A 25,310-nucleotide genomic window follows, 5' to 3' on the forward strand; every position below is an offset into this window, starting at 1 on the left:
CCCTTACCAGTTGCGGAAGCGCTTGGGCGGGTCGTACAGCCCCCCCGACCAGCGCACCAGGTCTTTGACCGAACGCGCCGCCAGCAGGTCGCGGCTGGCATCGCGTACGTTGATGCCGAGGTCGGCGGGGCGTTTGATCACGCCGCGGTCGCGCAGGTTCTCGACCATCGCGCGGTCGCGGCCCAGGCCCACCGCGGTGTAACCGGCCACGCCGCGGATCGCCTGTTCGCGCTCCTCCGGCGTGCGGCACAGCAGCAGGTTGGCGATGCCTTCCTCGGTGAGCACATGGCTGACGTCGTCGCCGTAGATCATGACCGGTGGCAGTGGCATGGCCGCGCGTTCGGCCAGTTCCCAGGCATCCAGGCGCTCGACGAATGCCGGCGCCATGTGTTCGCGGAAGGTCTCCACCATCTGCACCACCAGCTTGCGCCCGCGCGGCATCTCGCCCGCGCGCGCGGCCTGCTGGCCGGCCTTGAGCCAGGCATCGCTGGCGTGGCGGCGGCCGCGCGCATCCGACCCCATGTTGGGCGCGCCGCCGAAGCCGGCGATGCGGTCGCGGGTGGCCGTGGAGCTGTTGCCCTGCAGGTCGATCTGCAGGGTGGAGCCGATGAACATGTCGCAGGCGTACAGCCCGGCGGTCTGCGAAAACGCGCGGTTGGAGCGCATCGAACCATCGGCGCCGGTGAAGAACACATCGCCGCGGGCAGCGATGTACTTCTCCATGCCCAGCTCCGAGCCGAACGAATGCACCGATTTGACGAAGCCCGACTCGATGGCCGGGATCAGCGCCGGGTGCGGATTGAGCGCCCAGTGCTGGCAGATCCTGCCCTTCAGCCCCAGCGATTCGGCATAGGTGGGCAGCAGCAGTTCGATCGCCGCGGTGTCGAAGCCGATGCCATGGTTGAGCCGGTTGACCCCGTATTCGGCGTAGATGCCCTTGATCGCCATCATCGCCATCAGCACCTGGATCTCGGAGATCTGCGCCGGGTCGCGGGTGAACAGCGGTTCGATATGGTTCGGGCGCGGCGCCTGCACCACGAAGTTGACCCAGTCGGCGGGGATGTCGACGCGGGGCAGGCTATCGACGATCTCGTTGACCTGCGCGATGACGATGCCGCCTCCGAAGGCGGTGGCTTCGACGATCACCGGGGTGTCTTCGGTATTCGGGCCGGTGTAGAGATTGCCGTGCCGGTCCGCCGCCTGCGCGGCCACCAGCGCCACCCGCGGGGTGAGGTCGATGAAGTAGCGGCCGAACAGTTCCAGGTAGGTATGGATGGCCCCGATCCGGATGCGGCCTTCGGCGACCAGGTTGGCCAGCCGTACCGACTGCGGCCCGGAGAAGGAGAAGTCCAGTGTCGAGGCGATGCCGCGCTCGAACACATCCAGGTGGGCGGGCAGCGACAGCACCGACTGCACCATGTGCAGGTCGTGCACGCGCGCCGGATCGAGGTCGGCCAGGGCCTGGGCGAGGAAGTCGGCCTGCTTCTGGTTGTTGCCCTCCAGGCAGACCTTGTCGCCCGGTTCGAGCAGGGCGTGCAGCAACCCGGCGATATCGCCGGCCGCCACCTCCCGGCCGCGGGCCCAGGGCGCTGCGCGGTCCAGCCGCGCCTGGCGGCCTCGCTCCAGTGTGTCCCAGCTCGGGTTCATCGACGGACTTCCGCATGACGTTGAGATAATTACGCCATAATTACGAAGGGGTGTGCAAGTCGCAGCGCAGCGAATCGGTCGGGTTCGCCCATTCAGCCAGATCGGCGTCTCCGCGCAGGCGGGAGGCGCGCCTCCATTTCCCGTGACGCTTCCCACCTGTACTGTCAGCAGACTGCGGGGCGGCCTCCCGCGTTGGGGGAGAACGTGCCATGGCGGTGGGGAAGCTGTTGGAAAACCTGGGGCGCTTCAGTCGAGGCCTGCGCGCGCTGGGGTTCGGGGTGTTGTTGCTGGTGGCGCTGGGAGCGCTGGGGCACGAGGTCATCCAGCGGGGCAGGCCATCCCCGGGCACCGCGGCACTGGCCGCAGTGCTGGCCCTGATAGTGTGGTGGGACGTCCGCAGCCTCCTTGCCCGCCGCGATGCACAGCGGCTGACGCACCGTATCGCCCACGCCCGGCAGACGCTCGCCTCGCTGGATGCGGACAGCCGCATCGCCCACCTGCGTCGCTTGAAGCGCAGGGCGATCATCGCCGGCGTTTCGCTGTTGGCCAGCGTCGGCACCCTGCTGGTCTGCGGGGACAACCAACGCGTGGTGGCGTGGGTCCTGCTGTGGGTGGCGCTGAGCGCCTGGTTTACGTTCGTCTGTTCCGCCGGGCTGCTGCTGGCACGACGCTGGTGCAACCAGGTCCAGCCGCCGCGTTGACGGTGCGCCGCCTGGGGGCGATGCGTACGTCCCCGACCGGTCGCTGCGCCGCGAACATCGCATGAGCCCGCGCTGGCGCCATCGCCTGGGGTACGTCCGGCACTGGCCCGTGCGTTCGCCGGACGGTGGCCGGCGAACGCACAGGGGGGCTTAGAACTTCCAGCGCAGGCTGGCCGCCACGAAGCGCGGCTCGCCGTAGTTGTTGTAGTCCAGGTTGGCCCAGTAGGTCTTGTCCAGCGCGTTGCGCACGCTCAACGTGGCGGTCCAGTTGTCGCTGATGCGGTAGTTGGCGTTGAACTGCACCAGCGCGTACGCCGGCTGGTTCACCGTGACCGTGCCGCCCAGCGGGTAGGGGATGTTGTAGCCCTGCACCTTGCTTTGCCACTGCACGCCGCCGCCCACGCTCAGGCGCGCCAGCGCGCCGCGCAGCTGCACCTGGGTGTTGAGCTGCAGCAGGTCCTCGGCCGGGTTGGCGTACAGCAGGTCGGTGGCGGCGCGGGTCATCTTGACGTGGGTAAAGCCGGCGTTGACCGTCCAGCCGGGCAGGATCTCGCCGTTGATGTCCATTTCCCAGCCGCGCACCTTGGTGCCATTGACACCGATGTAGGCCGAGCTGCCGTCGCTGAGCGAGCCATCCGGCACGCGCATGTCGCGCACCGCGTAGTTGTCCTGCTTGGCCTCGAACACGGCGGCATTGGCGGTCAGGCGGCCGTCGAACCACTGGGTCTTGATCCCGGCTTCCAGGTTCGAGCCCTGCACCGGTGCCAGCAGGTTCTCGTTCCTGTCCTTGTAGTTCTGCGGATTGAAGATCTCGGTGTAGCTGGCGTAAGCCGACACGTTGGGGGTGATGTCGTACACCAGGCCCACGTAGGGCGTGACTTCATCGCTGACCTTGTAGGCACCGCTGGTGGCGGTGTAGCTGCCGGCGGCGTTGTAGGCACGGGTCAGGGTCTGCCAGCGGCTCAGGCGTGCACCGGCGATCAGCGACAGCGGATCGGCCAGGCGCAGGCGGGTGGCCAGGTAGACGCCACTCTGGGTGGTCTTGGCCACGCGACGCGCACCGGTGCGGGTGTAGGTGACCTCGGAGATGTCGCCATCCCAGCTGTAGATGTTGGGAATGTAATAGCAGCGCTCGGTGCCGCAGCGCGCCCAGTCGGTGGGATAGTTCAGCGCCAGCGTGTTGGTGGTGCTTTCCAGGTCGGCCCACTGCGCGCCCACGGTCACGTCGTGCTCGCGGCCGAAAAGGTTGAAGGTGCCGGTGAGGTAGGCATCGACGTTGCGGCGGGTGTCTTCCGAATCGCCTGCGGCGGTGCGCAGGTAGATGCCCGAGCCGGTGGCCGGGTCCGGGTAGCCGGTGCCGTACAGGCGGATGTTCTGCACGTTGCCGCGGGTGTAGGCGGTGTTGATCTTCAGCAGCCAGTCGTCGCCGAAGCGCTGCTCGAGGTTGGCGAAGACGGTGCTGGTTTCGCGCTGCCAGTAGCTCCACTTGGGGGCCAGGTTGGTCGAGCGCGGCAGGTGCACGAAGTTGCCCTGGCTGTCGAAGAACGGCACGGTGCCCCAGGTCGAGCCGACCGGGTTGTTGTCCTGGGTCTGGTAGCCGACGGTGACGGTGGTGCTGTCGGTGACGTCACCTTCGAGCACGGCCATGCCGGCCATCTTGTTTTCCTTGTAGCGGTCGTAATAGAAGTCGCGGTCGGTGTAGGCAGCGACCACGCGGCTGCGGTAGCGGCCGTCGGCGGTGAGCGGTGCGGTCACGTCCGCTTCCATGCGCTGGTAGTCCCAGCTGCCGGCACTCACCGAGAAGGACGCATCGAATTCCTTGCCCGGGCGCTTGCGCAGCAGGTTGACCGTGGCCGACGGCACGCCGGCGCCGCTGAGCAGGCCGTTGGCGCCGCGGATGACTTCGATGCGGTCGTAGAAGGCGGTGTCGTATTCCTGGTTGGTCGAGCCGCTGTAGGTGGGGATGCCGTCGACCTGGAAGTCGGTGATCGCAAAGCCGCGCGCGTAGTACAGCGGGCGCTGGGTATCGTAGAAGGACACGCTGACGCCGGTGACGGTGCGCATCACGTCGTTGATGCTGAACAGCGATTCGTCCTGCAGGCGCTGCAGGCTGATCGAGGTGGCCGACTGCGGTGTTTCCTGGAGGGTCATGGGCAGGCGGGTGGTGCTGGCCGGCGCGGCGCGATCGCCGACGACGCTGACCTTGTCCAGGGTCTTGGCATCGGCATTGCCGCCGGCATCGGCAAGCGCGTCGGCCAAGGCCAGTGGGGAGGCCAGCGACAGCACGGAGAGCAGGGCCAGGCTCAGCGGGGCGCGGCGGAAGGTGCGGGGCGGAAGATCGCGGAAGGTCATGCGCAGGTCTCGAATCGGTCTCGGAGGGGGAAGCAGCAGGCAGCGGGCACGGCAGGCCGGGCACCGGAAGCGCCTGGCGTTTAGGTCCTTCTGAGGGAGGGGTGGAACCCGACGCGGGGTCGGCACCGTAGCGGCCGTGGGTGGTGAGCAGGGCCCGGCGGCCGTCCATGGGTTCCGGCCAGGCCCGCGCCGGCAGCGCAGGGGTGCGTAAATGTAAAGCGTTCTCATTCGCTTTACAATTCCTTAATGCGGTATGGGGGCCTGACGCGGGGGCGGAACCGCGGTGGTGCGATAGCCGGAGCCGGTGGGTCTCCGTTCGGCATTGCCGCGAGCGTGGGGGCCCGTAGCGGCCGGTAAGCCCTTGGCGTAGTGTCCCTCGGCCTGCGGCCTCCTCCTTGATTTTGCCCAGGAGCCTACCGGCCGCTACGGGGCTCGGCTTGCGGAGACAAGCGGGAACGCTGGCTTTTGACTCTGGTCGGTGGGTCGGGCGCTGGGCCCCATGCCCTTTCCGGCGACGCCCCCGGCCGCTGCGCGGCCTCCTCCTTTATTTCGCCTCCAAGGGCATGGGGCCCAGCGCCCGACCCACCGACCGCCGCGCAAAAAAAAATCCGGCCCACGCCGGGGCCGGATCTCGTTTTCCACCGCGCGGCCAACGCCGCAGCAGGCAGGCTTACAGCGCCTGCAGTTCTTCGTTGGCGTTGCGCTTCTTCTGCGCCGGGGCGGTGGCCGGCGGCGGGGTCAGCATCACCGCCGGGGTGGTCGCGTTCTCCACCGGCACGTCCAGGTAGGGCAGCTTCAGCGTCTCGCTGGTCTGGCGGCGGATCTCGTTGGTCAGCACCGGGCTCTCGTTGAGCTTGCGGCCGTAGGACGGCACGATCTGCTTCAACTGCGCTTCCCAGCCGGCCGCCATCTGTTGCGGGAAGGCCTTCTTCAGCAGGTCCAGCATGATCGGCGGCGAAGTCGACGCGCCCGGCGAGGCGCCCAGCAGCGCGGCCAGGGTGTGGTCCTTGTCGGTCACGATCTCGGTGCCGAACTGCAGCACCGGGCCCTTTTCGGGGTCGCGCTTGATGATCTGCACGCGCTGCCCGGCGGTAACCAGTGTCCAGTCCTCGCGCTTGGCGTTGGGGAAATACTTGACCAGTTCGGCCTGGCGGTCAGCGTCGTTCAGACGCGCCTGGCCCATCAGGTACTTCACCAGGTCCAGGTTCTCCATGCCCACGTCGAGCATGCCTGCCACGTTGTTGTGGTTGACCGAGGAGTACAGGTCGAACCACGAACCGTGCTTGAGGAACTTGGTGCTGTACAACGCGAACGGCCCGAACAGCACCACCGGCTTGCCGTCCAGCTTGCGTGCGTCCAGGTGCGGGACGGACATCGGCGGCGAGCCGGTTTCAGCCATGCCGTAGGCCTTGACCGAATGACGGCCGGCGATCGCCGGAGACTGGAAGGCCAGGAACTGGCCGCCCACCGGGAAGCCGGCGTAGTCCTTCGACTCGGGGATGCCCGACAGCTGCAGCAGCTTGAGCGCGGCGCCACCGGCACCGATGAACACGAAGCGCGACTTGATCGTGGACTCGTTGCCGGACTTCAGGTCCTTCACGGTCACGTTCCAGGTCTTGTCCTCGTTCTGGCGCAGCGCGCCCACTTCGTGCTGCAGGTGCAGCTGGAAGTTGGGGCTGCGCTGCAGGCCGGCCGTCAGCTGGCGGGTGATCACGCCGAAGTTGACGTCGGTGCCCAGCGGCATCCAGGTGGCGGCCACCTTCTGCTGCGGGTCGCGGCCCTCCATCAGCAGCGGTGCCCACTGCCTGATCTGCGCGGCATCCTCGGAATACTGCATGCCGTAGAACAGCGGGTTCTTGACCAGCGCCTGCTGGCGCTTGTGCAGGTAGGCGATGTTGTCATCGCCCCACACAAAGCTCATGTGCGGGGTGGGGTTGATGAAGTCCGAGGGCTGGCTGAGCCGACCTTCGCGCACCTGGTGCGACCAGAACTGGCGCGAGATCTCGAACTGCTCGGCGATCCCGACCGCACGCTTGGTCTCGATGCTGCCGTCCGGCAGTTCGGGGGTGTAGTTGAGTTCGGCGAAGGCCGAGTGCCCGGTGCCGGCATTGTTCCAGCCGTCCGAACTCTCCAGCGCCACGCCGTCCAGGCGCTCGTACACCTGGATGTTCCAGTCCGGCTGCAGCTCCTGCAGGAACGTGGCCAGGGTGATGCTCATGATGCCGCCGCCGACCAGGACCACGTCGACCGGCTTGTCGTTGCCGGCGGCCGGGACCGAGCGCTGATGCAGGGGCCAGTACAGGAATATCGCGGCTGTCAGCAGCAACAGCACGAGCAGGCCGAGGACGACCTTGGCAAATTTTTTCATGGGGATCTCGGGAGGGGGAGATGTGAACAGGATGCCCACGCCATGGGGAAGAGGCGTGAAGAAACAAGCGCTTGGGCGATCCTCATGGCGATTTTATCGCCTTTCGACGGGTTTCTGGTGCAACGCAGCATCCGACCCGGGGTGATCGCCTCAATCGCTGGCCAGGGTGAAGTACTCGCCGAGGAAGTAGCCGGCTTGGTAAACCAGCGCGGCCACGGCCAGTCCCAGTTGCGCCCGCCGGTCCCGGCAGGCGGCGCCCAGCGCCGCGATGGCCAGCATCAGCACCGTATGCAGCGGATAGGCCGGGCCCAGCATCTGCCAGCGGCTGTGGCCCTTGATCGCGGTGTCGCCCAGGTCCAGCAGGGTGAGCAGCGCCAGCATCCCGAAGAACCAGCCCCGGCGCTGCAGCAGGTAGTTTTCATAGCTGCCGAAGCTGCGCAGGTCGTCGGGGAACAGCAGCACGCACAGCATGAACCACGCCGCGCAGTAGGCGATCACGAACAGGTACAGCCCGAACGTCCACTGCCGCACCTCGCCCAGGCGGAACTCCCACCACCAGAACGTCACCACCGAGATCAGCGCCCACAGCACCCAGCACAGGTGGATCCACGACCAGCCGCGGCGCTCGGGGTGCTCGATGATCGAGGCCAGCCCGCGCAGCAGGGTGGTGATGCTCAGGCCGAGGATGATGCTCAGCACCACCCGGATGTGCAGGTAGACCGGATCGCTGTCCATCGATGCCCCCACCCTTGGAATGCGCCGATGCTGCGCCGGGCGGGGTTGACGGCCCGTGTAGGGCGACGGCGGGGCAGCCGGGCAGCGGTACCCGTTACGCCGCGGTGGTCAGCGCTTCTTCCGCACCAGCGTGGCCGACGCGTCCAGCACCGCCCGGGTCAGCAGCGCCATGGTCTGCACATCGCCCTTCCAGTGCTGCCAGTACAGCGGCACGTCTTCCCACGCGCGCTGCTTCATCAATACCAGGCGCCCGGCCTCCAGGTGGCGGCGCACCAGCGGCAGGGGGTTCATCGTCCAGCCCAGCCCGCCGAGGTTGGCCTGCACGAAGGCGCGGGTGGAGGGAATCCACCAGGTCGGCGCGGTCAACGGCAGGTCCTCGCCGGCCAGCCGCCGCGCGAACCGCGCCTGCATGTCGTCCTTGCGGTTGAACACCAGCACCGGCGCCTGCGCCAGCGACTGCGCGTTGACCCCCTTGGCGAAGTGCTGCGCATGGAAGGCCGGGGTGCAGGTGGCCGCGTAACGGATGCTGCCCAGTGCGTGGATCTGGCAGCCCTGCACGGGCTCGTCCAGGGTGGTCACCGCGCCCAGCACCGCGCCCTGGCGCAGCAGCGCCACCGTGTGGTCCTGGTCTTCCAGGCGCAGGTCCAGGGTGGTGCCGGTCTGCTGCGAGAAGCTGCGCGCCGCATCGGGAAACCAGGTCTCCAGGCTGTCGTGGTTCACCGCCACCGGGATGCTGGCGTGGGGCAGGTCTTCGTCGGCGATGCCCATCCGGTGCAGTGCATCGTGCTCCAGCAACGCGGTCTGCTCGGCCAGCTGCACCAGCACCTGGCCTTCCGGGGTCGCCACCGCCGGCGAGGAACGCTTGATCAGCAGGCGTCCCACGCGGTCCTCCAAGGCCTTGATCCGCTGCGATACCGCCGAGGCCGTGACGTTGAGCGATTGCGCGGCGCGCTCGAAACTGCCTTCGCGGACCACCGCGGCGAGCGCGCGAAGCTGGGCATGATCGATCCGCATGTTCTTAAGCCTGGCTAATGTGGGTTAAGCAAGTTTAGCTCTACTTTTTCATGTTGCGGCGCGACAATGCGCGCCATCCGGTGCTGTACGCCTTGGCGAGGCACCGCCCCAGTAGCAAGACAAGGCGGTAACCCATGTTCTCCATCATCTCCGGCGGCCCCGGTCTGGCCGCGTGGTTCAGTGGTGCTGCGACCGGCATCGGCCTGTTCGCGGTGGTCGGTGCACAGAGCGCCTTCATCCTGCGCCAGGGCATCCTGCGCAAGCACATCGTGCCGGTCGTGGCGACCTGTGCGGCCATCGATGGCATCTTCATCTTCGCCAGCGTGGCCGGCCTGCGCACGCTCACCCAGGCGCTGCCGTGGCTCACCACCGTGGTGCTGTGGGGCGGCGTGGCCTTCCTGGCCTGGTATGCGTGGCAGTCGGCGCGGCGCGCGCTGGCCGGCGGCGGTGGCATGCACGTGGACGACGGCGACAGTACCTCGCGCCGCGCGGTGCTGATGTCGGCGGTCGGCTTCTCGCTGATCAATCCGCACTTCTGGCTGGACATGATGGTCATCGGCGGCATCGCCGAGAACTTCGGCAATGCACGCATGGCCTTCGCCGCCGGGGTGTTCACCGCCAGCTGCCTGTGGCTGACCGCGCAGGGCCTGGGCGCGCGCCTGCTGGCCCCGCTGTTCACCAAGCCGAAAACCTGGCGCATCCTCGATGGCACCATCGCGGTGATCCTGTCGATCCTGGCGCTGACCCTCGCGTTCCGCGGCATGCATTGAACTCTCTCCTCGATGCGTTCCTTCAATGGCACCGCTTGCGGTGCCATTTTTTATGGGCGACACCTCGGAAACCGCCTACCCCACGGCGCGCCTTCCCCCACTGGTCTGGGTGTTCAGGTTACGTCTAGAATCTGGCACCCGGACAGGGTGTCCGGAAGACAGGGGGATAAGGATGCGCAAGTCAGGTTGGGTGGCCTTGGCCATGTGGGGAGCGCTGGTGGGGCAGGCCGGCGCGGTGGATCTGGACCGCTACCTCAAGCGCGATGATTTCGCCGATATCAAGCTTTCCCCGGATGGCGCCTATTTCGCCGCGACGGTGCCGATGGAGGACCGCACCGCGTTGGCGATCCTGCGGACCAGCGACAACAAGGTGGTCGGCTCGTTCGTGCCGCCGCCGAAGAACCACGCCGAAGACTTCAACTGGGTCAACAACAACCGCGTCCTGATCAGCCTGGCGGAGAAGTGGGGCGCCCTCGACGAGCCTAGCCTGACCGGTGAGTTGTACGCCATCAACGCCGACGGCGGGCGCGGCGAGCTGCTGGTCGGCTACCGGGTCGAGAGCAATGGGCCCGGCACCCGCATCCAGCCCAAGAAAGTGGAGGACGTGGCGGCCTTCCTCATCGACCCGCTGCCCCAGGACGACCGCAACGTGCTGGTGTCGATCATGCCGTTCACCAGTGATCCGTTCAGCCGCGTGGACAGGCTGGATGTGCAGAGCGGCCGCCGCCAGACCGTGGCCCGCTCGCCGGTGCGCAATACGCGGTTCGTCAGCGACCATGACGGCCAGGTCCGGTTCGCGCATGGGGCCGGCACCGACAACGTCAACAAGCTCTACTACCGCGAAGGGTCCGGCGACACCTGGAAGCTGGTCAACGACGAGGCCGCCACGCACCGCATCGAGCGCGCGCTGGGTTTCTCGGCGGACGGCTCGCTGGCCTACCTGCGCAGCGAGCAGGCACAGGGCCCCGATGCCATCGTCTCCTGGGACCCGAAGACCGGCAAGCGCGCCACCGTGCTGCGCGACCCGCAGGTGGATCCGAGCGCGGTGATCGTCCGTCCCGGCACCGCGATCCCGGTCGGGGCGCTGTTCCTGGGCGATACCCCGCGGACCCGCTTCTTCGATGAAACCTCGGCCGATGCGCGGCTGTATCGCAGCCTCGAAGCCGCGTTCGGCGGGGATGCGGTGTACATCACCTCCAGTTCCCGTGACGGCAAGCTGCTGCTGATCCAGGCCTGGTCCGGGCAGAACCCCGGCGATTTCTACCTCTTCAACAACGAGACCAAGAAGGCCGACCACCTCATCAGCCGCAGCAGCTGGGTGGAGCCGGCCAAGGCGGCCAAGGTCACGCCGATCGTGGTGAAGGCGCGCGATGGACTGGAGCTGCATGGCTTCCTGACCGTTCCGGCCGGCAAGAGCGGCAGCCGCCTGCCGATGGTGGTGCTGCCGCATGGCGGCCCCTACCACGTGTTTGATTCGGGCAGCTACGACAGTGAAAGCCAGCTGCTCGCCGCGGCCGGGTATGCCGTGCTGCAGGTCAATTTCCGCGGCTCCAGCAACTATGGCCGCAGCTTCGAGCAGGCCGGCGCCGGGCAGTGGGGGCGCAGCATGCAGGACGACGTCACCGACGCCACCCGCTGGGCCATTGCCCAGGGCCACGCCGATCCCGCGAAGATCTGCATCTATGGCGCCAGTTATGGTGCCTATGCGGCCCTGATGGGCGCGGCGAAAGAGGGCGCGCTCTACACGTGCGCGGCGGGCTACGTCGGCGTGTACGACCTGCCGATGATGTTCACCCGGGGCGATACGCAACAGAGCAAATCCGGCGAAACCTTCCTGAAGGACTGGCTGGGCGACCCGCAGAAGCTGGCCGCGGTATCGCCGGTCAATCTCGCCGCGCAGATCAAGGTGCCGGTCTTCCTGGCCGCCGGCGGGGAAGACCAGCGTGCCCCGATCCAGCACACCAAGCGCATGGAAGCGGCGCTGAAGAAGGCTGGCGTACCGGTGGAGTCGCTGTACTACGCCACCGAGGGCCATGGCTTCTACACCGACCCGCATCGCCGCGAGTACTACAGCAAGCTGCTGGCCTTCCTGTCACGCAGCCTCGGCGGAGAAACCGCCAACGCCGCGACGGCGGCGCAGCCGTGACCGGTTGAGCGCGGCCCCGGCAATGGCGCGCTCACGCGCCGCTGCCGGGGACCGCGGTTGTGTACTCGGCGCGGGCAGGGGCCCGCACCACCAAGGGGAAAAACAATGCACAACCGTGTACTGGCCGCGCTGCTGTGCGTGGCGGGCGGCTGGCTGCCGAACGCCGCCAGCGCCGTGGACCTGGACGCCTTCCTGCGCGAAGAAGCCTTCGCCGACATCACCCTCTCGCCGGACGGCGCCTATGTAGCGGCGACCATTCCGCTGGAGGACTCCACGGCGGTGGCCATCCTCGGCAGCAAGGACATGAAGATGGTCGGCTCCTTCCGGCCACCGCGCAACACTGGAAGCGGCGCTGAAGAAGGCCGGCGTACCGGTGGAGTCGCTGCATTGCGCCACCGAAGGTCACGGCTTCTACACCGACCCGCATCGCTGCGAGTACTACACCCGGCTGCTGGCGTTCCTGGCCAAAAGCCTGGAGGGAACGACCGCCACGGCCGGCACCGGCAGTGCCGGGGAGAAGGCGGCGTAAATGCCTGGCCGCGCCCGTGCCGATGGCGCAGTCCACGGCACAGGCGCTTCTGCGCGCCTGTCATCTGAACGACTGCGCCCGCGTCCATGCCACCACGTCGGTGGCATGGACGGTCTGCCGGGGTGTCCAGGCACGTGTGCTATCGGGTCAGAACGCGTAGCTGGCGTGCAGCTGCGCCTGGCGATCCGCGCTGCCCAGCAGGCGCTGCGCCATCAGCGATGCGCCCAGGCTGAAACGCTTGTGCTGGTAGTCCGCCCCCAGCATCAGGCGATGATCCAGTCCGGTTGGCCGGGTGCCCGGCAACACGAAGGCGTGGCCCCCCGCGCCGTGCAGCGTGGCAACACGATCACTGGCGCGGTAGGCCAGCGACCCGATCAGGGCTGCGTCGCCCCGCACCGTCCAACGTTGACTCAGCCGCCCCGTCATCCCGGTGCCGGCTTCCCATTGCACGCCCCGGCGGGTACCGGCGCCGACGGACAGGCCGAATGCATCGGCACCGTATTCGTGGAAACCCGCTTCGCGGCTGTGGTACGCATGTGCGCCAAGGCGGGGTTGCCAGTGCAGGCCGCCGGCAACCAGCTCGCGGCTGAGCATGCTGCCGATGCGGCTCCGCGACAGCGTGCGTTGACTGTGTGCGCTGTGCTGGACGCTGCCCCAGCTCAACTGGCGCAGGCCGTCCAGCTGATGCCACTCATTGCCCAGGGTGTGCTGCAGATTGAACGCGCCCAGTGTCTGCCCGATGCCCACGCCGGCAAAGCGCGACTGGTTGCGGGTCTGTCCCCCTTCGGTGGCGATGTCCGATGCGAGCAGGCCAGTGCTCAGCTGGAGTTGTCCGCCTCCCCGCAGCGGGACCGCCACCTGCACCGCGCTACCGGTGCCCTGTACGCCATGGCGGGTGCCAGCGTCTGCGCCAAAGGCCACGAGACGGTGACCCTCGACCGCCCGCGCGCGGGCCAGGCTTGACCAGAAGGTATCGCCGTTGGCGCCTGCACGCATGCTGGCGGCCACGACATCCGAGCCGGACAGCTGCGACAGGGCGCGATTGAACTCTGCGGCGTCAGCCACTTCCAGGCCGTGGTACAGCGCGTTGCTGTCGTAGCCTGCCTCCAGCGCTTCGGCAACGTGCTGCAGGGGGGCGTCGGCCAGCGCGCGATAGTCGTTGCGGGTCATCACCACATCGACGGTGCCGGCCTCGTCGCGTTCCGCTCGTGCCTGCCACACCACCGAGGCGCTGCGGATGTTGTCTTCGCCACTGTCGGCGCCCACGAACACGCCTTCCAGGCGTACCTGCGAGGCGGCCGTGCCCCGCGTGAACGTGGTATCCACCGCCACGTCGGACAGGTGTCCGCCCTGATGCAACACCAGACGCCCGGCGCTGCCGTCGGCATTGGTGCCCACGGTATAGCCGCTGACCCCGCGGGGTGCCTGCCAGCCCAGGTCCTGGCCCGGCTGGTTCGCGGCGTCGGTGGCAGCGTCGGCGTTGTGGCCGCTGCCGTTGCCATACACATTGACCTGACCGTTGTTGATGAGGCGGCCGCTGCCTCCCGGTGCCATCTGGAACGCGTAGGAGGCGTCGGCATGGATGTTGATCACACCGCCGCGGCGGTTGTTGAGCGTGGCCGAGCCATCCGAGCGCATGGCGATCATCCCCTGGCCATTGTTGCCTCCGGCGGTGCCAAGGTTGATCGTGCCGTCGTTGATGAGCGTGGCACCGCGTGCGCCGGACATCGCCACGGCGTTGTCCCCGGTGACCGTAAGCGTGCCCTGGTTGAGCAGCGTGGCCGACGCGCCCTCTGCATGCAGCGCGGACTGATGGCGCGCGTTGCTGGTGATGCTGCCATCGAAGCGGTTGATGCCGGTGCTGGCATGTGAATCGGCGACCAGGGTGAGTACCCGTGCATCCCCGGACAGCAGGATGCTGCCGCGATTGTCGAATGCTTCGATGACGTCCCGCTCAGTGCCCACGCGCGAGGTGACCGCGTGGACCAGTGCGTTTTCATTGAGCACCCCGCGTGCGACCACGCTGCCGTGGTTGTCGAACCCGGCCATACCCTGCAGCACGAAGCCGCCGCCGTCCATCTCGAGCCGCGCAGTGCGGTGGCGTTCGCCGTTGTCGAACTCGCTCTCGCCCTGCAGGGTCACCAACGTATCGCCCAGCTGCATTGTCCCGAGGTTTTCGATGTCGGCATCGCCGGCCAGGGTGATGCGGGCACCCTGGGCCTGGACGCTGCCGTAGTTGTCGAAGCCGGCATCGGCCTGCAGTTCCATCCGGCCGCGCAGGTCGAGATGGCCGCGGTTGTCGACATCGCCATCGCGTTCGATCAGCAGCGCGGACCGTTCGGAGATGCGCAGCACGCCGAGGTTGTCCAGCTGGCCGGCGCTGGCCACCGACAGGGTGCCGGCATTGAGGTGCAGCGTGCCGTCGTTGCGGACGCGGCCGACGATGCGCGTGGTCAGTCCCTGGTCCCAGCTTGCCTCGGCGCCGGTGGCCACGAGGGTCTGCTGATTGCCGAACTGGCCGCCCTCCCGGCCGGGCGCCGTGCCACCACCACCACCACCACCACCACCAGCGCCACCGCCACCGCCACTACCACCGCCGTCACCGCCACCGCCGCCGCCGCCGCCACCGCCGCCGCCACCGCCACCGGCGGCGGCACCGGCCACCACCGCGGCAATGCCACCGATCCACCAGGGCGAGACGCGGCGCGCGCTGTTATCGGCGCTGTCTTCGCATTCGGATTCGGCCAGCGGGTCGCACGCGCTGTCGGTTGTCTGCGCGTGGGTCAGCGGTGCGGCGCACAGCGAAAGGGCGATCATCGCCGCCAACGGATGGCGGAGAGGAAGGTGGGGACGCATGGGGAGTTCTCCTGGCGAGCAAGTGCAAAAAAAAATCGTGGGGGGAATGCAACAGGAGACAGCTACCCGTTGCGTCGCCGTGCCGATGGCAGCGGTTGGACGCGGCGGATGGTGGCAGTGAGCCGGAGCGATGTATCTGCAACAAATACGAAAGAGCCAGACTGTGAAGCAGTAGTCTGTTGTTATGCGTCGTTTAAGTGCATATGGCAGGCAGTTGCCAAATGGGATGAACACGACAAACAAGAACGGCACCCGAAGGTGCCGTTGTGTCGAGGGCGCCGCAGCACGGGGCTTACTTCACCCCGTGCATCATCTTCCGCAGCAGCGGCGAGCACGCCAGGGCAACGGCCGCGCAGCCCAGGCCGATCCACATCAGCAGCCAGAACAGGTGTTCATAGCTGGCCGCGGCCGTGGCGATGTTCATCGTTTCACCTTCCGGCACCTCGATCGCGGCGAGCTTGCCGAAGAGCGCGGCCAGGGTTTCCGAGAACGCCGTGGCCAGGAACCAGGTACCCATCATCAGGCTCACCACGCGCGGCGCGGCCAACTGGGTGACCGCCGACAGGCCCACCGGCGACAGGCACATTTCGCCGATTTCCAGGATCAAGTAGGCCAGCACCAGCCACCACACGCTGGCCATCTGACCGGTCGCGCCCACCTGCTGCGCGGCCAGCGCCAGCGGCACGAACGACAGCGCGGCGAAGATCAGCCCGAACGACGACTTGACCGGCTTGGACGGGTCCAGCCGGCGCCGGTCCAGCCACGCCCACAGGATCGCGAACAACGGCGCCAGCACCACCAGGAACAGGCCGCCCAGGTAGGTCAGCGAGCCGGCGGTCTGCGGGATCACCAGGCAGTCGCGCACCAGCATCACCAGCATCAGCGCGACGATGGCGATGAACAGGTTGCGTGGCGCGGTCGAGCCGGGGCGGCGCTCGGACAGGCGCGCGGCCACCACGAAGCCCAGTGGCGCCAGCAGCAGCGAGGCGATCGACCACGGCAACGGGGTGCCGCCCTGGATCACCAGCGACGGCACCAGGTCCTTGGTCAGCAGGCGATCGGTGAAGGTCACCCAGGAGCCGTAGGTCTGCTCGTACAGGGTGAAGAACACCAGCGCCATGAAGATCAACGCCATCAGCGCGATCATCTGCTGGCGCTGCACCGGGGTGCAGCGTGTGCCGGTGAACCAGGCGAACCACAGCAGCACGCCACCGAGCACCACGATCATCAGCATCAGCGCCAGGCTGATTTCGCCGCCGAGCGCGAACGCGCCATTGGCGGCGGCCCACATCAGCGCCGCCACCGGCACCACGCCGATCACCGCCACCGCGTAGATCAGCCATTCGCGGCGGAGGCCGAGCACGCGCTGGCGCAGGGCCACGTGGTCGGTCGGCTCGGCATGCCCCTGCAGGTACTTCTGCCCCCACAGGAACATGCCCAGCCCGATCACCATGCCGATCCCGGCCGCACCGAAGCCATACTTCCAGCCGTAGGCCTCGCCGAGGAAGCCGCAGACCAGCGAGGCGAACAGCGCGCCCAGGTTGATGCCGGCGTAGAACAGGGAGAACCCCGAGTCGCGGCGCGGATCGTTTTCCGGGTACAGCTTGCCGACGATGGTGGAAATGTTGGGCTTGAGGAAGCCCACGCCCATGATGATCAGGGCCAGCGACAGGTAGGTCATGCCGAGCGCGGCATCATCGCGCACCACCTGGCCATCGATGCGGGTGGCCGCGTGGCCTTCGAAGGCCATGCCCAGGTGGCCCAGCACCAGCAGCACGCCGCCGAACACCACCGCCTTGCGCATGCCCAGCCAGCGGTCGGCCAGCAGCCCGCCGAACACCGGGATGCAGTACACCAGTCCACCGTAGGCGCCCAGCAGGTCCAGCCCGGCCTTGTCGCCGAACAGGTGGTACTTGGTGAGGTACAGCAGCAGCAGCGCCTTCATCCCGTAGAAGGAGAAGCGCTCCCACATCTCGGTGAAGAAGCAGACGTAGACCCCCTTGGGGTGGCCCAGGAAATCGTCGGAGGCGGTCGAGGCAGAAGCGGGCAGGGCGGCTGCGGTCATCGAAGTGGCAACGGCAAAGAGGCGGTGATTATAGGGTCATGCCCGGTAGTGCCGGCCCATGCCCGGGGCACGCGCCAGCGCTCGCGCGCTGCGTGCGCCTCACAGGTAGCGCAGCCATGCGATGTCGCGCCGGCGTGCCTTCAACCGGGCAAACGCCCGGGTCGGCCAGTACAGGGCGAGCGCCAGCACCGCGGTGATCGCCCACAGCGCGGCCACGTGGTCCACCCCGACATAGGCGCCGTGGGTCGGCCCCCAGCGGGCCTCGGCCAGCACATACAGCAGCTTGAGCACGTACAGGTGCACAAGGTAGAAGAACATCGGTGCCGCGCCGATGTCGGCCAGCGGTCGCAGCGCCCGCGCCACCGCGGGGTGCTCGTACAGGCGCAGCAGCAACAGCCCGAGGCCCAGGGTCAGCAGCAGGAACAGCAGCGACGGCGGGTACTTGGTGACATTCAGTGCGCTCATGAGGGTCTGCCCCGCCGTGCCCAGTACCTGCCAGGGCGCATCGCCGTAGACGTTGCTCGCGCGCAACGCGGCGAAGCCCAGCAGCGCGCCGGCACCGGCCCACAGCAGGCGGCGTTGGCGCAGCGCCGGGTCGCCACCGCGGGCGAACCATGGCCCGATCACCCAGCCCAGCGCGATCACCCCGATCCACGGCAGCACCGGATAGGACGTGCGCAGGCGCAACTGCCCGCCGAGCTCGATCCAGTCGCGCTGGTGCAGCACTTTCCACAGCACCGCCCACGCGCCATCGCCCTGCACCTGCACGCCATCGAGCAGGTTGTGCCCGCCGATCAGCACCAGCGCCAACACCGCCAGCACGCCACGCGGCAGCCACAGCAGGCCGGCCAGCGCCAGCATGCTCAGCCCGATCGCCCAGATCACCTGCAGGTAGACCACGCCCGGTGGGAACGCCAGGGTCCAGGCGAAATTGACCACCAGCAGTTCCAGCACCACCAGGAACAGCCCGCGCTTGAGCAGGAACGCGGCGGCCGCATGCCTGCCGCGCGGCTGGCCACTGGCGTACAGCCACGCCGACAGGCCGGTCAGCAGCACGAACACCGGGGCGCACAGGTGCGCGAGCAGGCGGCTGGCGAACAGCGCCGGGTCGATCTGCTCCACCGCCATCGGATCGGTCACCTGGGCATGCAGGTAGAACGTCTCGCGCACGTGGTCCAGCAGCATCAGCACGATCACCGTGCCGCGCAGCTGGTCGATGGACGTCAGGCGGGGGGAGGCGGGGGCCACGGGCACTCCGGTGCTGGCGTGACAGGATATAACATAACAACACGGGGCGGTCGGTGCTCCGTGGGGTTTGCCGAGTGCGGCGGTTGGTGGTCCGGGCCGGCGCCGTGCCGCGCCGCCAGCCCGCCAGGGTCACAAGCGCTGGACTTGCCCGGACATGAACGCTAGCGTGGACCAGATTTTTTGCCAGCAGGGGCTTCCATGAACAACGACGCTGCGCCACGCCAGCTCACTCTCCGCGCGGTGGTGCTTGCCATCGTGCTGGCGGTGGTGCTGTCGGCCGCCAACGCCTACCTGGGTCTGTTCGCAGGCCTGACCATCGCCACCGCGATTCCCGCCGCCGTCATCTCCATGGGCGTGCTGCGCCTGCTGGGCGGTGGCACCATCCTTGAAAACAACATCGTCCAGACCGGCGCCTCGGCCGGCTCGTCGATCGCCGCCGGCGTCATCTTCACCATCCCCGCGCTGGTGATCATGGGCTACTGGCCGGACTTCAAGTACTGGTGGGTGCTGGGCATCGCCGGCCTAGGTGGCCTGCTGGGCGTGCTGTTCTCGGTGCCGCTGCGGCGCTCGATGATCGTCGAAGACCCGCTGCCGTTCCCGGAAGGCAAGGCGGCCGCCGAAGTGCTCAAGGCCGGTGAAAACCCGGGCCCGGGCCTGAAGATCCTCGCCGTGTCGGCGGTGATCGGTGCATTCGTGAAGCTGGCCGCCGAGAGCGGCCTGCGCCTGATCCCCGATGCCTGGGCCACCTCGGCCTACGTGGGCAGCTCGAAGATCACCGCCTTCATCGGCACCAACCTGTCGCCGGCGCTGCTCGGCGTGGGCTACATCGTCGGCCTGAATGTCGGCATCGTGGTGGTGTCCGGCTCGATCCTGACCTGGCACATCGCCATTCCGCTGTACCAGGCGTTCTTCCTGAACAGCGATCCGGCGCTGGCCGCCTCGATCGCCACGGTCACCTCCACCGAGGCGGCGTTCGCCATCTGGGGCGCGAAGATGCGTTACCTCGGCGTCGGCGCAATGCTGATCGGCGGCGTCTGGACCCTGATCTCGCTGCGCAAGTCGCTGCTCAACGGCGTCAAGAGCGGCTTCGCCGCGGCCCGCAAGAGCGGTGGCCCGGCGCTGGCGCACACCGAGCGCGACCTGCCGATGAAGTGGATGCTGGTGGCCCTGGTGGTGTTCACCCTGCCGCTGCTGGCGCTGTACCAGGCCATCGTGGGCCAGTGGCACGTCTCGATCCCGATGACCCTCATCATGATCGTCGCCGGCTTCCTGTTCGTCTCGGTCTCGGCCTACCTGGCCGGCCTGATCGGTTCGTCCAACAATCCGGTCTCGGGCATCACCATTTCCACCATCCTGTTCGCCTCGGCGGTGCTGGTGCTGCTGCTGGGCAAGGACGGCCTGACCCCGGTCGGCGTCGGCGGTGCACCGCTGGGTGCGGTGGCCGCGATCATGATCGGTGCGGTGGTGTGCTGCGCCGCCGCGGTCGGTGGCGACAACCTGCAGGACCTCAAGGCCGGCTACATCGTCGGTGCGACCCCGTGGAAGCAGCAGCTGATGCTGGGCATCGGCGCGTTCTCGTGCGCGCTGATCATGGCCCCGGTGCTGAACCTGCTGGCCACCGCCTACGGCATCGGCGTCAAGTCCGAGCTGCATCCCAACGCGCTGGCCGCGCCGCAGGCCAACCTCATGGCCTCGGTGGCCAAGGGCCTGTTCGGTGGCGAGCTGCCGTGGACCTTCATCGGCATCGGCGCGGTAGTCGGTGCGGCGATCATCGCCTTTGACAGCTGGCTGAAGTCGCGCAACGCCCGTTTCCGCGTGCCGGTGCTGGCCGCGGCGATCGGTATCTACCTGCCGCTGGAGCTGATGGTGCCGATCTTCCTCGGTGGCCTGATCGCCTACCTGGTGGAGCGTTTCCACAAGATCCGTGGCGACGATGAAGAAGGCCGCGACCGCGTGCACAAGCCGGGTGTGCTGTTCGCTGCCGGCCTGATCACCGGTGAGGCCCTGATGGGTATCGCCATCGCGGTGCCGATCGTGCTGAGCAGCCGTGCCGACGTGCTGGCGCTGCCGTTCCACCTGCCGGGTGCGCAGTGGATCGGTCTGGCCGTGCTGTTCCTGGTGGGCTGGCTGATCTACCGCACCGGCAGGCGCGCGGTGGGTTCGGTCTAAACACCCCCGACCGGTTTCAAGGCAAACCCCGCTCCGGCGGGGTTTGTTGTTTCTGACGGTGGCAAGGGCATCGGCATGACCGATGGCCTTTGCATGGGCGGGCCCTCCGGCCCTACCATCGGCGTTTTGCCGTTCCGCGGAGACCCCGATGAAACTTCGTTACGCCCTGCTGCCGTTGTGCCTGCTGACTGCGATGCCGTCGCTGGCCGCCACGCGTGGCCTGGATGTGCGCGACATGATCGCGCTGGATCGTGTCTCGGCCCCGCTGCTGACCGCCGATGGCGGCAACGTGGTGTTCGCCAAGCGCGTGGTCGGCAGTGACAGCAAGGCCAGCACCGGCCTGTTCATCCGCAACCTGCGCACGCGTGACCTGGCGCCGCCCAAGCCGCTGACCCCGGCCGGCTGGAACGTCAACTCGGCGGCACTGTCGGCCGACGGCGGCACTGTGTACTTCCTCAGCGCCAAGGGCGGCAGCCAGCAGTTGTATTCGCAGCCGATCGCCGGCGGCGCCCCGCGCCAGCTGACCGACTTCCCGGTGGACGTGGACAGCTTCCACGTGTCCCCGCAGGGCGACCGTGTGGTCTTCAGCAGCGGCGTGTTCCAGGCCTGCGGCTCGGACCTGGCCTGCACCAGCAAGAAGCTGGACGCGCACAAGGCGCGCAAGAACACCGGTGAAGTCTTCGACACGCTGTTCGTGCGCCATTGGGACACCTGGGCCGATGGCCGCCGCAACACCCTGTTCGTGGCGCCGTTGCCGGCGGCCAAGGCGGCAGCGGTGAAGGGCGCCTCGGCGATCAGCGCCACCCTCGACGGCGACGCGCCGTCCAAGCCGTTCGGCGGCAACGACGACTTCGCCTGGGCGCCGGACGGCAAGAGCGTGGTCGCCTCCATCCGCGTGGCCGGCAAGCAGGAACCGTGGTCGACCAACTTCGACCTGTACCGCCTCGACGTGGACGGCAAGCAGGCCCCGGTCAACCTGACCGCGTCCAACCCGGCCTGGGATGCCGGCCCGGTGTTCAGCGCCGACGGCAAGACCCTGTACTACCGCGCGATGAAGCGCCCGGGCTTCGAGGCGGACCGCTTCGGGGTGATGGCGCTGGACCTGGCCTCGGGCAAGACCCGCGAGATCGCGCCCACGTGGGACCGCTCGGCCGGTGAAATCGTCCTGGCCGCCGACGGCAACAGCTTCTACACCGGTGCCGACGACCTGGGCGAACACCGCCTGTTCAACATCGACATCGCCACCGGCAAGGCCACCGTCGTCGCCGAAGGCGGCAGCATCGGTTCGCCGGTGATCGCCGGTCCCACGCTGGCGTACACGAAGAACAGCCTCAAGAGTGGCGACCAGATCGTGGTGGCCGCCGCCGATGGCAGCAGCCCGCGCGAGATCACCCCGAGCGCCTCGCAGATGCTGCCCGACGTGGCCTTCGGCGATTACGAGCAGTTCCAGTTCAAGGGCTGGAACAACGACACCGTGCACGGGTATGTGGTCAAGCCGTACAACTACCAGGAAGGCAAGACCTACCCGGTCGCGTTCCTGATCCACGGCGGCCCGCAGGGCAGCTTCGGCAATGGCTGGAGCTACCGCTGGAACCCGCAGACCTACGCCGGCCAGGGCTACGCGGTGGTGATGATCGACTTCCACGGGTCCACCGGCTACGGCCAGGAATTCACCGATGCGATCAGCCAGCACTGGGGCGATCGCCCGCTGGAAGACCTGCAGAAGGGCTGGGCCGCGGCGCAGAAGCAGTACCCGTTCCTCAACGGCGACAAGGCCTGCGCGCTGGGTGCCAGCTATGGCGGCTTCATGGTCAACTGGATCGCCGGCAACTGGAACGAGCCGTGGAAGTGCCTGGTCAACCATGACGGCGTGTTCGACCAGCGCATGATGGGCTACGCCACCGAAGAGCTGTGGTTCACCGAGTGGGAGCAGGGCGGCACGCCGTACCAGAAGGCCGCCAGCTACGAGAAGTTCAACCCGGTCAACCACGTGTCGGACTGGAAGAAGCCGATCCTGATCGTGCATGGCCAGCTCGACTACCGCATTCCGGTGGAGCAGGGCCTGGCCGCGTTCACCGCGGCGCAGCGCCAGGGCATCGAGTCCAAGTTCCTGTACTTCCCGGACGAGAACCACTGGGTGCTCAAGCCGCAGAACAGCGTGCAGTGGCACGACACCGTCAACGGCTGGTTGAAGCAGCACATCGGCGAATAAGCCCGTCCGTAGAGCCGACCGTTGGTCGGCTGCCACAGGCCGCAGCGGCCCATCCGTAGAGCCGACCGTTGGTCGGCTGCCACAGGTAGCAGCGGCCCATCCGTAGAGCCGACCGTTGGTCGGCTGCAACAGGTAGCAGCGGCCCATCCGTAGAGCCGACCGTTGGTCGGCTGCAACAGGCCGCAGCGGCCCGTCCGTAGAGCCGACCGTTGGTCGGCTGCAACAGGCAGCAGCGGCCCATCCGTAGAGCCGACCGTTGGTCGGCTGCAACAGGCCGCAGCGGCACATCCGTAAAGCCGCCCGTTGATCGGCTGCAACAGGTCGCAGTACGGTCTAGGTCGGCTGCACCGGATTGCGGGTCCCCATCGGGACCAGTGCAACGGTCCCGCCCCAGGCCGCCGCAGCCGACTTACGCTCAGCGCTACGTCTCCTCCGTGCAACTGTTTACCCACCAGGCACCCCGCACCCGTGAACGCACCCGCCCTGATCCAGAACGACATCGTCGTCTTCGGCCTGATCGCCGCCACCCTCGGCGCGGTGTTCTGGACCGCCTCGCGCGAGCAGGGCCTGTGGAAGCGCTTCTACACGGTCGTGCCGGCGCTGCTGCTGTGCTACCTGCTGCCCGGCATCTACAACACGGTCGGGCTGATCGATGGGCAGAACACGCACCTGTACAACCCGGTGGCCCGCGACATCCTGCTGCCGGCCGCACTGGTGCTGCTCACCCTGGCGGTGGACATCAAGGGCATCCTGCGGCTGGGGCCGAAGCTGATCGTGATGTACCTGGGCGCGTCCTTCAGCATCATGCTGGGCGCGGTGGTGGCCTTCCAGCTGATGAAGTGGCTGCACCCGGCCACCGTGGCCGGCGATACCTGGGCGGGCATGGCCGCCCTGGCCGGCAGCTGGATTGGGGGCGGTGCCAACATGCTGGCCATGCGCGAGGTGTTTGACGTCAATGCGACCACCTTCGGCCAGTTCGCCGTGGTCGACGTGGGCGTGGGCTATGTGTGGATGGCGGCGTTGATCTTCCTGGCCGGGCGCGCGGCGAAGATCGATGCACGCAGTGGCGCCGATACCTCCGGTATCGACGAACTGAAGCTGCGCATCGAGAAGTTCCGCAGCGAACACGAGCGCGTGGCCAGCCTTACCGACCTGATGCTGATCGTCGCGGTCGCCTTCGGCACGGTCGGTCTCTCGCACGCGATCGCCGGACCGGTCTCGGCGTGGTTCAAGGGCCACGTCAGCTGGGCCTCGCAGTTCAGCCTGGACGCACCGTTCGTGTGGGTGGTGGTGATTTCCACCACCTGCGGCCTGGCGCTGAGCTTCACCCGCGCGCGCAACCTGGAAGGGGCAGGGGCCTCCAAGCTGGGGTCGCTGCTGCTGTATTTCCTGATCGCCTGCATCGGCATGCAGATGGACCTGCTGGCATTGCTGGACCGCCCGTGGCTGTTCCTGCTGGGCATCATCTGGATCGCGGTGCACATCGTGCTGCTGTGGGCGTTGGCGCGGGTGTTGAAGGTGCCGTTCTTCTATTTCGCGATCGGCTCGCAGTCCAACATCGGCGGCCCGGCCTCGGCACCGGTGGTCGCCGCCGCCTTCCACCCGTCACTGGCCCCGGTCGGCGTGCTGCTGGGCACGATGGGGTATGCCACCGGCACCTACCTGGCCTACATCGTCGGCATCACGCTGCGCGCCATGGCCGGGCAATAGAACCATACGCGCGCAGCGCAGCACCATCAGGGGTTCATGCGCTCGGAACGGAGAGCATCCACGCATGGCGTGGATCTACGCGAGCCGGTGCGCCGGTTTGAACGCGGGCCCCACCCGCGCACCGATTGAAACGCGGCCCACGCGCACACCGATTGAAATGCCCGACCATGCGATAGCAACGCCCGTAGATCCACGCCATGCGTGGATACCGCGCGCAGCGCGGCACCATCAGGCGTTCATGAGCATCGGAACGGAGAGCATCCACGCATGGCGTGGATCTACGGAAACCGGTGCGCCGGTTTGAACGCGGGCCACCCGCGCACCGATTGAAACGCAGCCCACGCGCACGCCGATTGAAATGCCCAACCAGGCGAATACCGATTGAAATGCCCGACCATGCGATAGCAACGCCCGTAGATCCACGCCATGCGTGGATACCGCGCGCAGCGCGGCACCGTCAGGGGTTCATGAGCATCGGAACGGAGAGCATCCACGCATGGCGTGGATCTACGGGAGCCGGTGCGTCGGTTTGAACACGGGCCCCACCCGCGCACCGATTGAAACGCGGCCGACGCGAACGCCGATTGAAACGCAGCCCACGCGCACACCGATTGAAATGCCCGACCATGCGATAGCAACGCCCGTAGATCCACGCCATGCGTGGATACCGCGCGCAGCGCGGAACCGTCAGGGGTTCATGAGCATCGGAACGGAGCGCATCCACGCATGGCGTGGATCTACGGAAGCCGGTGCGCCGGTTTGAACGCGGGTCCACGCGAACGCCGATT

15 protein-coding genes are annotated in these 25,310 nt (G+C 67.7%); 7 read left to right on the forward strand and 8 right to left on the reverse strand.

The genetic code is table 11. The features are described from left to right. Positions 1–3: 3 nt before the first annotated feature. Positions 4–1,647: a malonate decarboxylase subunit alpha gene (gene mdcA / locus AC06FD_RS07685; RefSeq protein ID WP_259203829.1), complete on the reverse strand. Its 1,644-nt coding sequence runs from the start codon at positions 1,645–1,647 to the stop codon at positions 4–6. A 209-nt stretch (positions 1,648–1,856) separates the two neighbouring features. On the opposite strand from mdcA, the gene AC06FD_RS07690 reads away from it, so the two are divergent. Continuing rightward, positions 1,857–2,348, forward strand: coding sequence for a hypothetical protein (locus AC06FD_RS07690; RefSeq protein ID WP_478077483.1), 492 nt, complete (start codon positions 1,857–1,859; stop codon positions 2,346–2,348). A 150-nt stretch (positions 2,349–2,498) separates the two neighbouring features. On the opposite strand, the gene AC06FD_RS07695 is transcribed toward AC06FD_RS07690, so the two are convergent. The 4 genes from AC06FD_RS07695 to AC06FD_RS07710 all read right to left on the reverse strand — a co-directional run bounded on the left by AC06FD_RS07695 (position 2,499) and on the right by AC06FD_RS07710 (position 8,817). After that, positions 2,499–4,700: a TonB-dependent siderophore receptor gene (locus AC06FD_RS07695; RefSeq protein WP_478077484.1), complete on the reverse strand. Its 2,202-nt coding sequence runs from the start codon at positions 4,698–4,700 to the stop codon at positions 2,499–2,501. 670 nt (positions 4,701–5,370) lie between these two features. Next, the gene (mqo, locus tag AC06FD_RS07700) at positions 5,371–7,068 is read right to left on the reverse strand and encodes a malate dehydrogenase (quinone) (protein WP_259203834.1); all 1,698 of its coding nucleotides are present in this window, start codon (positions 7,066–7,068) and stop codon (positions 5,371–5,373) included. A 150-nt stretch (positions 7,069–7,218) separates the two neighbouring features. After that, positions 7,219–7,803: a hypothetical protein gene (locus tag AC06FD_RS07705; protein ID WP_478077485.1), complete on the reverse strand. Its 585-nt coding sequence runs from the start codon at positions 7,801–7,803 to the stop codon at positions 7,219–7,221. Positions 7,804–7,911: 108 nt separating this feature from the next. Continuing rightward, a complete protein-coding gene (locus tag AC06FD_RS07710; RefSeq protein WP_259203837.1) occupies positions 7,912–8,817 on the reverse strand; it encodes a LysR family transcriptional regulator ArgP in 906 nt (301 codons plus the stop codon). Positions 8,818–8,951: 134 nt separating this feature from the next. Between AC06FD_RS07710 and AC06FD_RS07715 the strand changes: the two genes are divergently transcribed. The 3 genes from AC06FD_RS07715 to AC06FD_RS07725 all read left to right on the forward strand — a co-directional run bounded on the left by AC06FD_RS07715 (position 8,952) and on the right by AC06FD_RS07725 (position 12,262). Continuing rightward, complete coding sequence (locus AC06FD_RS07715; RefSeq protein WP_259203838.1) at positions 8,952–9,587, forward strand: LysE/ArgO family amino acid transporter; 636 nt, start codon at positions 8,952–8,954, stop codon at positions 9,585–9,587. A 172-nt stretch (positions 9,588–9,759) separates the two neighbouring features. Continuing rightward, on the forward strand, positions 9,760–11,733 hold the full coding sequence (locus tag AC06FD_RS07720; protein ID WP_478077486.1) for an alpha/beta hydrolase family protein: 1,974 nt from the start codon (positions 9,760–9,762) through the stop codon (positions 11,731–11,733). A 340-nt stretch (positions 11,734–12,073) separates the two neighbouring features. Next, positions 12,074–12,262 carry a hypothetical protein gene (locus tag AC06FD_RS07725; RefSeq protein ID WP_478077763.1) on the forward strand — a complete coding sequence of 63 codons (189 nt, stop codon included), beginning with the start codon at positions 12,074–12,076 and terminating at the stop codon, positions 12,260–12,262. A gap of 147 nt (positions 12,263–12,409) precedes the next feature. Here the strand turns inward: AC06FD_RS07725 and AC06FD_RS07730 are convergent, their stop codons facing one another. The 3 genes from AC06FD_RS07730 to AC06FD_RS07740 all read right to left on the reverse strand — a co-directional run bounded on the left by AC06FD_RS07730 (position 12,410) and on the right by AC06FD_RS07740 (position 18,431). After that, a complete protein-coding gene (locus tag AC06FD_RS07730; RefSeq protein ID WP_478077487.1) occupies positions 12,410–15,118 on the reverse strand; it encodes a hypothetical protein in 2,709 nt (902 codons plus the stop codon). Positions 15,119–15,410: 292 nt separating this feature from the next. After that, on the reverse strand, positions 15,411–17,183 hold the full coding sequence (locus AC06FD_RS07735; RefSeq protein WP_478077488.1) for a peptide MFS transporter: 1,773 nt from the start codon (positions 17,181–17,183) through the stop codon (positions 15,411–15,413). A gap of 99 nt (positions 17,184–17,282) precedes the next feature. Next, positions 17,283–18,431, reverse strand: coding sequence for an acetyltransferase domain-containing protein (locus AC06FD_RS07740; protein ID WP_478077489.1), 1,149 nt, complete (start codon positions 18,429–18,431; stop codon positions 17,283–17,285). Between the two features lie 198 nt (positions 18,432–18,629). Here AC06FD_RS07740 and AC06FD_RS07745 point away from each other — a divergent pair, with 198 nt between their 5' ends. The 3 genes from AC06FD_RS07745 to AC06FD_RS07755 all read left to right on the forward strand — a co-directional run bounded on the left by AC06FD_RS07745 (position 18,630) and on the right by AC06FD_RS07755 (position 24,522). After that, complete coding sequence (locus tag AC06FD_RS07745) at positions 18,630–20,600, forward strand: OPT family oligopeptide transporter (protein ID WP_478077490.1); 1,971 nt, start codon at positions 18,630–18,632, stop codon at positions 20,598–20,600. 148 nt (positions 20,601–20,748) lie between these two features. Next, on the forward strand, positions 20,749–22,812 hold the full coding sequence (locus AC06FD_RS07750; protein WP_449335211.1) for a dipeptidyl-peptidase 5: 2,064 nt from the start codon (positions 20,749–20,751) through the stop codon (positions 22,810–22,812). Positions 22,813–23,280: 468 nt separating this feature from the next. Then, a complete protein-coding gene (locus AC06FD_RS07755; protein WP_478077491.1) occupies positions 23,281–24,522 on the forward strand; it encodes a DUF819 family protein in 1,242 nt (413 codons plus the stop codon). The last annotated feature ends 788 nt before the right edge of the window (positions 24,523–25,310 follow it).

Source organism: Stenotrophomonas sp. Steno-Z1 (genome assembly GCF_056393175.1).